At 37.7% G+C, this 13,899-nt stretch carries 12 protein-coding genes; 8 read left to right on the top strand and 4 right to left on the bottom strand.

Annotated elements, in window-relative coordinates; all coding sequences use genetic code 11:
• Positions 1 to 22 precede the first annotated feature (22 nt).
• Positions 23 to 436, top strand: a complete 414-nt coding sequence (locus ACIQXU_RS04640) for a cytidine deaminase (RefSeq protein ID WP_402987023.1) — start codon at positions 23 to 25, stop codon at positions 434 to 436.
• A 271-nt stretch (positions 437 to 707) separates the two neighbouring features.
• Positions 708 to 1,181, top strand: a complete 474-nt coding sequence (locus tag ACIQXU_RS04635; protein WP_402987021.1) for an SMI1/KNR4 family protein — start codon at positions 708 to 710, stop codon at positions 1,179 to 1,181.
• A 94-nt stretch (positions 1,182 to 1,275) separates the two neighbouring features.
• Here the strand turns inward: ACIQXU_RS04635 and ACIQXU_RS04630 are convergent, their stop codons facing one another.
• Genes ACIQXU_RS04630 through ACIQXU_RS04620 form a run of 3 tightly spaced genes read right to left on the bottom strand, consistent with a single transcriptional unit; the run spans position 1,276 to position 3,297 of the window.
• Positions 1,276 to 2,046: a hypothetical protein gene (locus tag ACIQXU_RS04630; RefSeq protein ID WP_402987019.1), complete on the bottom strand. Its 771-nt coding sequence runs from the start codon at positions 2,044 to 2,046 to the stop codon at positions 1,276 to 1,278.
• Between the two features lies 1 nt (position 2,047).
• Entirely contained in the window at positions 2,048 to 2,926 is an 879-nt protein-coding gene (locus ACIQXU_RS04625; protein WP_402987017.1) for an ATP-binding cassette domain-containing protein, read from the bottom strand.
• On the bottom strand, positions 2,923 to 3,297 hold the full coding sequence (locus ACIQXU_RS04620; protein ID WP_402987015.1) for a GntR family transcriptional regulator: 375 nt from the start codon (positions 3,295 to 3,297) through the stop codon (positions 2,923 to 2,925). Before ACIQXU_RS04620 ends, ACIQXU_RS04625 begins: the two co-directional genes overlap by 4 nt.
• A gap of 591 nt (positions 3,298 to 3,888) precedes the next feature.
• Here ACIQXU_RS04620 and ACIQXU_RS04615 point away from each other — a divergent pair.
• Together ACIQXU_RS04615 and ACIQXU_RS04610 are read left to right on the top strand one after the other, a co-directional pair.
• The gene (locus tag ACIQXU_RS04615) at positions 3,889 to 4,452 is read left to right on the top strand and encodes a competence protein ComK (protein ID WP_402987013.1); all 564 of its coding nucleotides are present in this window, start codon (positions 3,889 to 3,891) and stop codon (positions 4,450 to 4,452) included.
• Positions 4,453 to 4,563: 111 nt separating this feature from the next.
• The gene (locus ACIQXU_RS04610) at positions 4,564 to 7,374 is read left to right on the top strand and encodes a DEAD/DEAH box helicase (protein WP_402987011.1); all 2,811 of its coding nucleotides are present in this window, start codon (positions 4,564 to 4,566) and stop codon (positions 7,372 to 7,374) included.
• Positions 7,375 to 7,379: 5 nt separating this feature from the next.
• Here the strand turns inward: ACIQXU_RS04610 and ACIQXU_RS04605 are convergent, their stop codons facing one another.
• Positions 7,380 to 7,793 carry a (deoxy)nucleoside triphosphate pyrophosphohydrolase gene (locus tag ACIQXU_RS04605; protein WP_402987010.1) on the bottom strand — a complete coding sequence of 138 codons (414 nt, stop codon included), beginning with the start codon at positions 7,791 to 7,793 and terminating at the stop codon, positions 7,380 to 7,382.
• Between the two features lie 122 nt (positions 7,794 to 7,915).
• Here ACIQXU_RS04605 and ACIQXU_RS04600 point away from each other — a divergent pair, with 122 nt between their 5' ends.
• The 4 genes from ACIQXU_RS04600 (at position 7,916) to ACIQXU_RS04585 (ending at position 13,888) form a co-directional block, all read left to right on the top strand.
• Positions 7,916 to 8,242 carry a phosphoribosyl-ATP pyrophosphohydrolase gene (locus tag ACIQXU_RS04600; protein ID WP_402987008.1) on the top strand — a complete coding sequence of 109 codons (327 nt, stop codon included), beginning with the start codon at positions 7,916 to 7,918 and terminating at the stop codon, positions 8,240 to 8,242.
• On the top strand, positions 8,235 to 10,649 hold the full coding sequence (locus ACIQXU_RS04595; protein ID WP_402987006.1) for a DEAD/DEAH box helicase family protein: 2,415 nt from the start codon (positions 8,235 to 8,237) through the stop codon (positions 10,647 to 10,649). The genes ACIQXU_RS04600 and ACIQXU_RS04595 overlap by 8 nt, the downstream gene beginning before the upstream one ends.
• Positions 10,650 to 10,828: 179 nt before the next feature.
• Complete coding sequence (locus ACIQXU_RS04590; RefSeq protein WP_402987004.1) at positions 10,829 to 13,279, top strand: HelD family protein; 2,451 nt, start codon at positions 10,829 to 10,831, stop codon at positions 13,277 to 13,279.
• Positions 13,280 to 13,294: 15 nt separating this feature from the next.
• Positions 13,295 to 13,888, top strand: a complete 594-nt coding sequence (locus tag ACIQXU_RS04585) for a DUF1819 family protein (protein ID WP_402987002.1) — start codon at positions 13,295 to 13,297, stop codon at positions 13,886 to 13,888.
• The last annotated feature ends 11 nt before the right edge of the window (positions 13,889 to 13,899 follow it).

Below are 13,899 nucleotides of genomic sequence, written 5' to 3'. Positions count from 1 at the left end.
TTACACTTAAAGTGGAAGAAGCATGAATATTGAACAAAGACTGTATCAAGCAGCAATCGAATTGATTACAAGGAGATATCCTTCTGGATGGGGCGGTGCCGCAGCGATGTATACGGAAGATGGTAAATTCTTGACAAGTGTCGCACCAGAGGTCATCAATGCATCGACAGAATTATGTATGGAAACGGGTGCGATCCTTGAGGCACATAAGCTGAACACAAAGATTACACATTCTGTTTGCGTTGTAAGAGATAACGAAAAGGCTGAATTTAAAGTCTTAACTCCTTGTGGGGTATGCCAAGAAAGACTTTGGTATTGGGGTCCTCATGTAAAAGCAGCTATTACGAACCCAGATCAAAGACTTGTATATAAAACACTGGAGGAAATCCAACCATTTCATTGGTCTAGAGCCTATGATAATCAAGATCCTTCTTGAACTAACGGGGTCTTTGAAAAAAAATGAACAGTAAGCACATTAAAGTTGGTGAATACATGTGGAATATCCAGACAAAACAGATTATGCAGGTTTTGAGATCATTGAGTATTTCGGTTCGTGAATCTTCTTTACATATAGCTTAAGTTTTGGGAGTCCAAACATTCGTAACATGAATATTGAACAGGAAAAGGATAAAAATCCTATACAAGTAATAATGAACCATGTAACATGTGTCTTGAATGAAAATATGAACGTATAGGAAGTGCAAACAATGGGGAAAAGCATCTGGTTAGAAGATGTAGAAATAGAGAAGTTAGCACCATTAACAGATGAAATGGTCAAAATGGCGGAAAAACAGCTGAAAGTAAAATTACCGCAAGCTTATATAACGCTCCTTAAAGAACAGAACGGTGGCTATATTGAATGCAACGCCTATCCAACTGATGTTCCGACATCATGGGCGGATGACCATGTGAACGTGGACTATATCAGCGGAATTGCCGAAGAAGATGGCATCCTGGATAGCGAATATTTAATCGAAGAATGGGACTTGCCGAAAAATATTGTCCTTATCTCCGGCGATGGACATACATGGACGGCCCTCGATTACAGGAAGACGAAAGAAAACCCGCCTGTTATATTCGTTGATGTGGAAGATGAGAAAATCATTAAATTAGCTCCTGACTTCGAAACGTTCTTAAGCGGATTAACCGTGTGGGAAGACGAAGAAGATGAAGATGAGTGACAGCCACCAGCTGAACTGAAAAACAAAGCCTCACTACATGCGACATGTAGTGAGGCTTTTACGTTTATAGTTATTAACATCATCCTCATCCCTATTAAACCTTAATGGCCACCCTTTTAGTAAATTGCCGAATGATACAAAGAATTATTCCTACTATCACCAGCACCACGAAGACCGATACATACAAAGGCATCGTGAAGGTGTAGTTATACATCCCAATTGCGAGTCCGGCATGCATGAGAACGTCTTCTGTATAAAGAACTAAGCCCCCCAATGCAATACTGCCAAGGCCGGCAATGGTTCCAAACCGATAGAAGGCCGCCCCGATGAGCCATCCTACTATATAAGAGGTGAGGATATTTAATGAGAAGATCAATAGGGCTAATAGCGGGTCACTGTGAAGTTCTACAATCGGTGTTAAAATAACGGATTGGATCATATCACTAATGAGGTTTCCGCCATCATCTATATGCTCCGACTTATATCCTTGAAAAACGATCGGTAAATCAGCAAGCTTGATGATAAACGAAATCACCTGAGTAATGAGTGCTGACATTAAGGGAATGATGATCGACAAGGTGATGGAAGCGATAGTGGCACCATAAAAGAAATCTTTCCTTGTGATTCCATGGCCTACATAGTGTTTGATGAAACTAGATGAGGAAATAATCCCGATGACAAGCATAAATATATTGGAAGTAATGGAAGACGAGGCGAAAAATGTACTTACTTCATCCTCGCTAAACTGAGAAGTGGTTATTTTAATTACATGGATAAGCAACATGACGCCAAAGAAGCTGAGTGTCCAAACAAACTGCATCCAAAACATATCCCTCGTTACTTGTAAGTAAGGCTTTTGATTCATTTCAGACATCCTCTCCAGTCAAGTGAATGAATAAATCTTGAAGCGAAACGGGTCCCACTTCGAGTCCACGGTGCTGCGCCTCTTTTCGTTTGGCTTCACTAAGTTCCCCGAAAACCATTACAGACTTGGTGCCGCCCAATTGCTGTTCACTTAACTGCTTCAATTCAAGGCCACGCACAAAATCATCTACCTCATCAGTTTCTCCGGTGATCGAAGCACCCTTCGTGATGAACGATTCATACTCTTCCTGAAGTAACAGCTTTCCTTCATGCAGAATCATTACTTCATCAAACAAATAGTCCATTTCCGAAACTAAATGAGTGGAAAGGATGATAATCCTCGGATGGTGAGATTGATCCTCTAACACTTCCCGATAAAATATTTCACGTGTCGGCGCATCCATCCCTTGATAGGCTTCATCAAAAATGGTGATCGGTGCCCTACTAGCCAAGCCGGCCACCACATCAAAGGCAGATTGCATCCCTTTTGAGAATTTCTTCAAAGGTTTATTGACCGGTAAATTGAACTTCGTGAGGAGGGTGTCCGCATAGTCACGATCAAAATTCGCTCGATACCTTTCGACGTCCTTGAGAAGGTTTTTAGCGTTTTCGGATTCTTCCTTATAATCCTTACTGTAAATGAAATTAACCAATGACATGACCTTTGCATTCTCAAAAGGCTCTTCACCATTGATTGTAAGCGTACCTTCCGTTTGAGAGCGGAATGAGGAGAGAATGGACAGTAAGGAGGTTTTTCCTGCCCCATTTCTTCCGAGAAGACCGTAAATCTTCGGTCCAGACAGCTTGAAATCAATATGCTGCAGGGCATGGTGCTCCCCGTAGCGTAAACCAAGATTATTCACAACAACCTCTACCGTCAATGCAACCCACGTCCTTTCACCTGTCTAATGAACTCCACTATTTCACGTTCACTGATGCCTAGATTATCTGCTTCCTGAACCAATCCGATGACATACTGATCGACGAACGCCTCTTTCCGTTTTTGAACAAGCTTGCTTTTAGCACCTTCCGCTACAAACATGCCAATCCCCCTTTTTTTAAAAAGAATCCCTTCCTCCACCAGCTGATTAACCCCTTTGGACACCGTAGCATGATTGATCTTATAAAAGCTGACGAGTTGGTTCGTGGAAGGAGCCTGGTCGCCTTCTTTTAACTGATCATTCACAATCTGATCCTCGATTTTCTCGCGTATCTGTAAATAAATCGGTTTATCCTGATTGAACGGTTTCATTTCCCTCACCACTTTTCAGAATCACCATAATAAGACTTATATGGTTATATACTTATGTGTATAACCATATATGGTTAACCGATTTTTGTCAATAACTAATTGGTGGAGCTCCATGTCTGTACATTTCATGAAATTGTCATTTTCAAAGAAGCCGGACCTAAAAGTTCTATTAAACTTCACAAAATGACTAGAAAATCAGTGAAAATAAATGAATTCATTGAGAAAATGTAAAAATTATGCCTTTGTGGGTCTGTTTTGTAAAGAGTAAGTTCATTTAACTGGAATATGAATCAAAAAGAACAAGTTTTTTATAGGTCTAAATAATTAGGTTTATTTTACAAAAAATACATAAAATAGGATAATGATTTCAATGATGTTAGGCAAAATACATACTAGATAGTCAACAAGATTGGACACTGGACAGGATTCAGGGGTTAGTCACATAGAGCATGTAGGGTGATGGAAGAAGAGTAAAAATCTACTTTAGAAAGTGTAGGGAATCATTACACAAGGACATCTAGCAGGAATACACCTGATCCTATGTCCAGTAAATCTTGTTATAGAAAAAATTATTAGATGGGGGCAGATGAAGTGGTTATACGAAAAAGGTACCTAATAAACCAGAAAACAGAAGCAATGGTAGGGGAATACCACGTAAACGGAGAAGAAATGACTAGAGTAATAGAAGGAAAAGAGATGTTTCTGGTGAAAGAAAGTCCTCTGACTATCTTAAATAATACATTCATCTATTTAGGCTATAATCTGGAGGGCGCCCTTAAAGGGGCCAAGTCTGTACTGGGTGGAAAATACCGGCTACCAGTCTGCATTAACGCCGAACTTGGGATGGTCTGGTTCTCATCCAACTCTTTCAGGAAAACCGGAGGCATCTGGTTTTCCTATATACACATACGTGACTTAATACCCATTAGTAAAAAAGAGACCATGGTCCTTACAAATTATGGTCACCGTATATCCGTACCAATGAGTCTCAATCAAATCGATTTCAAGAAAAATCAATCTGCCTTCCTGCATACAACCTTAGCTGCACGCACGCAAAGAATAAAGACCTTTTTATTTGAACCGGAAAGTGGCTTTACCTTATGTAAGGATCCTGGAGATATTAATTACAGAGTGAGGGAAAAGGAAGAGAAATAAAATGGAGAGCAGCTGGCCTTTGGTTGGCTGTTTTTTGGTTTGAATTGTATGATATCATGATACAAACATGTATTTTATCTCAAGATGTTAAAGTGCAGTTAGGAGTAAGTCATGTATACTGAGAAAAATTTAATCGTAAATTCAGACACAACCAATCTATTAAATGAACTCATTTCTTCTATAAACGAATGTGAAAAATTTTATTTTAGTGTTGCCTTTATTAATTATAGTGGGCTGCAGCTTTTATTGGATACTTTTAAGGAAGCAGGCAAAAGAGGAGTAGAGGGGAAGATTATTACTTCTACTTATCTGAATTTCACCGAAGCTAAGGCACTTAAGAAAATAAATGAATTTAGTCATATCGATTTGAAAGTTTTTGAAACAGATAAGGCGATTGGATTTCATACAAAAGCTTATATTTTTGAGTTTAAGGACTCGTATAAAGTGATTATTGGTTCTTCGAATATTACACAGAGTGCTCTCAAGAGTAACATTGAATGGAATGTTGAGATCATTACGAAAGAGGACGCACAGTTCCTTAAAGATGTATTAAAAGAATATGATAGTCTATGGAATAGTAGTGTGGTTGCGGATGACGTGTTTATTAGTAAATATGAAGAGTTCTTGAGTAAATTAAGTGGGTTTACCAATACACAGCCATTTATTTATGAAAGCTCCGAATATATTGTTCCGAATAAGATGCAAAGGCAAGCGGTAGAAAATCTCGAACGAATTAGATCTATTGGGGAAAATAAAGCGCTGGTTATAGCTGCAACAGGTACAGGTAAAACTTATATGTCGGCTTTTGATGTAAAGGTCGTTAAGCCTAAAAGATTGTTATTTATTGTACATAGAGAAGAAATATTGAAAAAAGCCAAGGAGACCTTTGAAAAGCTCCTTCCTAATGAAAAACGATCATTTGGATTACTAACAGGGAATCATAAGCAAAAGGATAAGGATTATATTTTCTCAACCATACAAACCATGTCTAAATACTTCCGGGAATTCGAACGAGATGCATTTGATTATATAATTTATGATGAAGCCCACCATGCTACAAGTCCAAGTTATCAAGCTGTTTTGGAGTACTTCGAACCGGAGTTCACATTAGGAATGACAGCAACTCCTGAAAGAAGCGATCAACAAAACGTTTTTGATTTATTTGATAATAACGTGGCGTTAGAGGTTCGATTACATGAGGCTTTAGAAGATGAGCTTGTTATTCCTTTTCATTACTTTGGTATTACCGACATTGAGGGTATCGATTTAAGTGATGTTGATATAGACGATGTAGCGGAGATCACAAAGAGATTAAAGGTTAACGAGCGAGTAGACTTTATTATTAAGAATATGAACTTCTATGGCCATGATGGGGATAAGAGAAAAGGTCTAGGCTTTTGTGTAACGATCGAACATGCCCAATATATGGCCCAAGAGTTTAATAATAGAGGCTATCATAGTATCTGTTTATCTGGAGAGGATTCAGTCGAGCGAAGAGCCTATTATATGAATAAGCTAGAAGATGATGCGGATGAGTTAGAATTTATCTTTACGGTCGATATCTTTAATGAAGGTGTAGATATTCCCTCTGTTAACACGGTTTTGATGCTAAGGCCTACTAATTCACCAATTGTATTCATCCAGCAGTTGGGACGTGGACTTCGTAAACATAAAGATAAAAGCTTTCTTACCGTCCTTGATTTTATCGGAAATCATAGTAAAACGTTCTTGATTGCGATCGCTTTAAATGGGACTCGTTATTATGATAAAGAAAGTTTGAAGGTGGCCATCGCAACTGGTTTTGCCAATATACCAGGTTGTACGCATATTCAAATGGATAAAATCTCGGAAGAACGAATCCTTGCTCAAATTGATAAAGAGAACTTTAACTCTTTGAAATATTTGAAGGAAGAGTATTTTGAATTCAAGAAAATGAATCAAGGGAAAATCCCATTGTTTTTAATGGACTATATGAAATTTGACGGAGCTCCTGATCCTATTAAATTTATTAACCGGGATAAAACGTATTTACAGTTCGTAGCAAAAGTAGAGAAAAATGATCACTTAAAAAGTTTATTACTAGACGAAGCTTTTGAAGGAGCATTAAAAGAATTATCAAGTAAGTTGCCACTTAAGAGGGTATACGAATTTGTGATCTCTAAATACTTATTAGATCATGATGTGATCTCTTTAGAAACCGCAAAACATGAGATATTGAAGTGGGTTAAAGAGGTGGATGAAGATAGTGTGCTGCACGCTCTTGAATGTCTAAATCAGAATTTTTATGATCCTGGTCAAAGGAAAAGAAATCTTAAATTATTTACACTTGAAAATGGATTATTATCGAAGACATCAGTATATGAAACAGTTCTACAGAATGAAGAGTATAGAAAATATATCGAAGATCTTATTATTTACGGGATTATTAGATACGAGAAAGAATTTAAGGAAGAGTACTATGGTGTGCCACATTTAAAATTGTATGAACAATACCAAATGGGTGATGTCGCACTTTTATCAAATTATCGTAAAAGTCATAGTGCCTTTAGGGGATCAGGGTTGCTTGCGAATGGGAATGAGTATTTCTTATTTATTGACTTGCATAAGGAAGAGGACATTAAAGAAAGTATTAACTATCATGATGAATTTATAAATGAGCGATATTTCCAATGGCAGACACCAAATAGTACAGCTCCAAGCTCTGATAGAGGAAAAAATATCGTATTTAACCAGGAAAGAGGAGTTCATCTACACCTATTTGTGAGAAAGTATAAAGAAATAGATGGCAAGATAGAACCTTATATTTATATAGGCAAGGGTAATACCGTGGAGTATGAAGGAGAAAAGCCAATAACCGTTAAAATGGAATTGGAGAATGAAATTCCTGCAAGCTTATATACAGAATTCACGAAAAGAGTGTAGTCTTCTCATTTGAGAAGACTATTTTTTTCGTTCATCAATTGCTCGACTGCTGGGATGTCAGCAGGTGCCCATTTTATAGAGCTTAAATTTTCCCGTTTTAACCAAATGAACTTGGAATGCTCACTTGCCTTTGGTGTCCCTTCAATGATCCTACATTTTATGGATAATAAATTAATAATGAAGGTGTCGTATTCATGGGTATTATCATTAAATACCGCCCCTTCTGTTTCTACTTTACACTGCAATTCTTCATCAATCTCTCTTATTAAAGCAGAAAAGGCATCTTCCCCTTTTTCCACTTTTCCACCGGGAAACTCCCACATATTCGGAATGCTCATGTCTGGAGAGCGTAACGCACATAGTATTTCATTTTTCTCGTTTTCGATAATGGCTGCAACTACTTTAACTAGCTTCTTCATGGTATCCTCCTATGGTTTTGCTATGTTTAAATAATATCATGATTGAGAGCCTGTGTGGAAATGACAAAATAAAGAGGGTCTTTTGATATAATCATGATATAAACCTTAAAGGAGGCCGTAATATGCCAGTCCACAATAAATTAGTCCGTGATCTTATCCCACAAATAATCGAAGCTACGGGTAAGAAATATACAACCAGAGTGTTAAATGATAAAGAATACATAGATGAATTGAAAAAGAAGAGCTTTGAGGAGCTTCAGGAATATATAGATACGGATAACAAAGAAGATGCGCTTGAAGAATTGGCAGATGTGTTGGAAATCATGCATGCACTAGCTGAGTATCATGGATCTTCAATGGAGGAAATAGAAGAAGTGCGGAGAAGTAAGGCTGCTAAACGTGGTGGCTTTAAGGAGAAGATTTATCTGATTGAGGTTGAAGATGAGTAAGGTTCAGTTAATCACCCATCAACTTGGAACGCACTTATTGGAACAGATCCAGTCTGCTTCTTCGATATGCATTTTGACTTCCTTTGTCATGAAGTCTGGTGTTCAGTATCTGAGAGATGCCTTGAAAGTGGCAGCTGAACGTGGGGCAGAGATTAAGGTGTGTACAGGCGATTATTTATTTGTGACGCAGCCAGAAGCATTGCGAATGTTTTTAGAGATTGATTCTAGGATTGAGGTCAGACTGTGGAAGAGTAATGGTGTGTCCTTTCATCCCAAAGCCTACCTTTTCCAAACGGAGAATCAGGATTGCTTGTTTGTTGGTTCTTCCAATCTATCAAGGTCGGCTTTAAGTCATGGGGTGGAGTGGAGTCTTTCCGTTAGTGATGATGAGGATGTCTTTTCCGAAGGCTTACATCTTTTTTTAGAAACGTTTTATGCCGATCAAACGATTCCGTTGAATCAAGAAACGCTGAAAGAGTACGAAGATCGGTATGAGAAGTTTCATATACATACGCCAAATCTTGCACAAAAATGGACGGAGACAGAAGAAATGGATTTAATGCTTCCAAGCGAGACAGAACCCATTCCAACAACGGAAGTCATTCGTGACCCACCGGCTCCGTATGGAGAAATCTATCCACGATTTGCACAAATCGAAGCGCTCGAAGAACTGAATAAAACACTGGAAGAAGATTATGATAAAGCATTGGTCGTGATGGCGACCGGATTAGGAAAGACCTATCTTGCTGGTTTCTTTGCTCGTAATTTTAAACGGGTCCTGTTTATTGCCCATCTTGAAGAAATCCTGCATCAGGCAAAGAAATCATTCCAGACGGTCATGCCTGATCATGAGTTTTCTATCTATAATGGCAAGGTGAAGGAAACGAGCGGACACACCACTTTTGCATCCATTTATACATTAAGCATGCAACGACATCTCCAAGTGTTTAATCCTGAAGAGTTTGATTTGATTGTGGTCGATGAATTTCATCATGCGGCAGCGGACTCTTATCAACGGGTCCTGGAATACTTTAAGCCGAAATTCATGCTGGGGATAACAGCCACACCGGATCGAAACGATAACAAGGATGTGTATGCGATTTGCGGTGGGAATGTTGCATTCCGACTGGATTTCTTGGAGGCGATTGAGCGGAACTGGCTCTCTCCATTTAAGTATTATGGGGTATATGATGAGACAGATTATAGTCAGATTACATGGCTCGGGAATCGGTATGATGAAGCCGAATTACTTCAGCTTCAATTACGGGATGAAATGGCGGAGAAGGTACTGAAGGCTTGGACGGACAAAAAGCAAACCCGGACAATAGGCTTCTGTTCTTCGATTAAACAAGCCGATTTTCTTTCTACCTATTTTAATAGGAAGGGATTTCGAACGGCTAGCCTTCATTCCAAGCAAGTGGGTCTTAATCGAGATGACGCTATAAGTCAGCTTGCAGATGGCATGTTGGATATTATTTTTACAGTCAATCTCTTCAATGAGGGAGTCGATATTCCGGCTGTAGATACGCTTTTGTTTGTAAGACCGACTGAATCTTTAACCGTCTTTACACAACAAATTGGCAGAGGGCTACGGCTCCATGATACCAAGGACCATTGCGTAATCATCGATTTGATCGGTAACTACCGTAACGCAGATGTTAAGTTGAGTTTGTTTGATAAAGATTTTAGCAAAAAGAAAGGCAAGGCCATTGAGCCGGTCTTGCCTGAATTATGTGATATGGAATTGGATGTTCAGGTTATCAATCTCTTAAATGAAATGGCGAGGAAGAAGCAGCCTAGACGAGACAAACTACTGAGCGATTATCAAGCATTAAAGCAGGAGTTAGGAAGCAGACCGACGTATTTGGAATTGCATTTAAAAGGGGCCTCTAATTCTCCGCAGTATCGGCAGGAGTTCTCGTCTTATTATGGATTTTTAGAATGGGCGGGGGAGCTTTCGGAAAGTGAATCAGCCGTTTTTCATAAATATGAACAATGGTTGGTGGAAGTAGAAAAGACCGGTATGACGAAGAGTTATAAGATGGTGGTTCTACTGGCGATGTTAGAGCGTGGACAGAATAGTTGGTTCCAACCCATTACATCCAGGCAAGCGGCTCCTTTCTTCCATGGTTACTTAACTGAAACCGAATATCGTAAACAAATCGACTTTGCGGAAACATCTTCTAAGAAGCTATGGCAGTATGATGAAACTGGAGTTAGTAAGTTGATAGCAACGATGCCGATGACCAAGTGGAGTGGAAGTTCTAAGGGACTCATTTCGTATGAAGATGATACGTTTAAGCTAAATTTCGATATTGCATCAGAGGATCAGCAGCCCTTATTTGATATGACGAAGGGCATATGTGAATATCGGCTGCATTATCACTTTGAGCGGAAGGCTAAGTAGAACTTAGAAAAGAGAATACTATCCTTAATGTCCTGCTCAATTTTATACTGAGCAGGATTATTTAATTTAAAAAATGGTATATTTTTCTATAAATAGATTAATAGGTATATGGTATTATTGAACTAAATATAATTGAAAGTTAAGGATCGGTCAAAAAATAGAATATTAGGTGATAAATGGTGAGTGAAATAATAGAAGAAGAACAGTCAAATTTAAATCAGGTGATTCAAACTATAGATAGACTAATAGAGGAAGTTACTGAAAAGACGCAAAGGAATGTGTCAGATAGTATAGAAGTTCAAATTGCAGCAATGTATGAGAAAACGGTAGCCCATCTAACAAATAGTCGTAATAATCCCTATTTTGGTCGCTTGGACTTTGAAGATAGCTATGGCAGTGAAACGATTTATATTGGAAAAAAAGGAATTGATGATAACGGTGAGCTAGTCGTTGTAGATTGGCGTACTGATTTAGGGAAATTGTATAACGCTTATCTAGATACGCAACCATCTTTTTTGTTACCTTCGAATCAAGAAGTAATAATTAAAGGGAAACGTGGAATTATTATTGATAATAGCATAGTAGAACGAGTTACGGATATGGGGAAGACAGAAATACTGGAAGATACTGATGGAAAAAAAGTTAAATACATGGATGATTATCTTAATAATATATTAACGCATACAGGAGAAGGGCACCAACTAAGGGATATCATTGCTAGCATACAGTCTGAGCAAGATGAAATCATTCGCTTACCTCTAAAAGACACCGTCATTGTACAAGGTGCAGCGGGAAGTGGGAAATCAACTATTGCTTTACATCGTATTTCCTATTTACTTTACCAATATCAAGAGAAGCTACGTCCTAGTGATGTATTAATTTTAGCTCCCAATGAAATTTTTCTATCATATATTAAGGAAGTTGTTCCTGAGATAGAAATAGAGGGGATAGAACAACGTACGTTTTATGATTGGGCGTCTACACATTTTACCGACGTGAATGATATTCCCGATTTGCATGAACAATATGTATCGTTGCAACAAAGTTCAAATCGTGATGATTTGATTAAGGTTGCTAAGTATAAAGGTTCACTCCGATTTAAAAGGCTTTTAGACGAATTTGTCGATCATTTAGGAAGAACCATGTTGCCGCATGGAGATATTATAATTGATATAGATAGAATACTAAAAAAAGAAGATATTATTCGTTACTATGAATCATGTGAGCATTTACCACTCAATCAACGCATGAAAAAGGTCAAGAGATATATAACCGAATGGAGTAAGAAGTATGATAATTCGGATAAAGATAGAATTGAAGAAGAATTCGAACAAACATATCGTACATGGGTAAGTGTATTGCCAGAAGGAGATATTCGGAAAAACTTATATGATTCCTTAGAAAAAGCGCGTGATATTCGCTTGAAGATAAGTGCAGAGAATATGAAAAGTGAATTGAATGTACTTCTAAAGAAAATGGAAGATATTCCGGCATTATTAATGTATAAATCGGTGTTCCAAAAGCGAGTGTTTGATATGTTCCACAAGGATATTGAAGAAAACTTATTATCCTTGATTTTGAAGAATGGCAAAATGATTAAGCAAGAACGCTTCTCTTATGAAGATATTACGCCATTAATTTATTTAGATGCCAAGATCAATGGAAAAAAATTAGAATATGAGCACATTTTCATTGATGAGGCACAAGACTACAGTCCCTTTCAATTAGCTATCATGAAAGATTATGCGAAATCGATGACAATTCTAGGTGATATCGCACAAGGTATTTTCTCTTTTTACGGGTTGGAACGGTGGGAGGAAATAGAGAGCTATGTATTTGAAGAAGATGAATTGAAGCGTTTATATTTACAAGTTAGCTATCGTTCTACCAAACAAATTATGGATTTAGCTAATCGCGTTATAATTAACAGTAATTATGATTTCCCGTTAGTTATTCCAGTAAATCGTATGGGGAATATTCCAAATATCCAACAGGTAAGTAGCCTAGGTGATCTATATGATAAGATGGTACTATGTATAGACAAGTTTAAGAAGCAAGGTCATTATAAAATTGCAATACTGACAAATACGAAGCAGGATGCTATTGATACACATGATCAATTAGTTCGGCGTCACATATCAAGTGTAGAAGCCATCGTTGAAGGGAATCAAACACTTCGCAAAGAAGTTGTAATCATCCCTTCCTATTTAGTAAAAGGATTAGAGTTCGATGCTGTTATTATTCAAGATGTAAGTAATGAATCCTTTAAAGATGAGACTCAGCATGCAAAAATGTTGTATATGTCTATAACCCGTGCACACCATGAATTACAGTTGTTTTATAGAGGTATGGTATCTCCTCTATTAGAAGATCGTGATATAGATAGCCCACCAAAGCCTCGGAAGTCTTTCGAAGAATGGTTAATAACTGATATTGGTGATCCGTTTATAGAGCCGCAGGTAGAGGAACTAAAGTCTATTCAAATGGAAGAGACCCTTTTATTATTTGAAGATGATGCAAATCAACTGATATTAGAACGATTTGAAGAGGATCGAGAACGATATTATGATTATCAGGCTTGGTTAAAAGTATGGCGTCGTTGGGCAGACTTGAAGAAGAAAATGAAGTAAGAAAGTAGGAGAAATATGAAAGTGTATTCTGGTGGCTTTACAGCAGAACGATTGTATCGCCCAGAAATGAAAATAATTGTTGAACTACAGCTACAGGGATTTAACAAAGAGGAAATTCGCGAAAAAGTATTTGCGGATAATCTGTTGCAATGCCGTAGTGCAGCTGCTATAAAAGATATATTTCCAAGGGTCTATAACAGAACAGAGTACTTAGATCAGACTTTTAAATCATTACTATTATATGGATCACGTTCGGATCAAAATGCATTATTGCTATATGTATTTTTAAAACACTTTGCTTTTCCACGTGACTTAGTATTAGAACTTATCCATTACAAATGGAAGACATTTAACTATAGCATTACGGACGGTAATGTTGAAACATTCATAGATGAAAAAAGTGAGCAACATGAATCTGTTCGGAAATGGTCGAAACAAACTAGATATAAAATCAAACAAGTTACGTTAAAAACACTTGTTGAAGCAGAGTTATTAGTGAAGAACGGAAAAGAATATACCATCACTTCAATTCCAATAAGTAAAGAATTACAGGAGTATGTAGAACTACAGAAAAAACGTGATTTTTTACTTTTCACTTTAAATGATTAACGGGAGGATGA

It is taken from the genome of Peribacillus sp. NPDC097284, assembly GCF_044761765.1.
Lineage (GTDB): Bacteria > Bacillota > Bacilli > Bacillales > DSM-1321 > Peribacillus.
The sequence above is the reverse complement of the archived record's forward strand: the minus strand, read 5'-3'. Positions and strand labels throughout refer to the sequence as shown.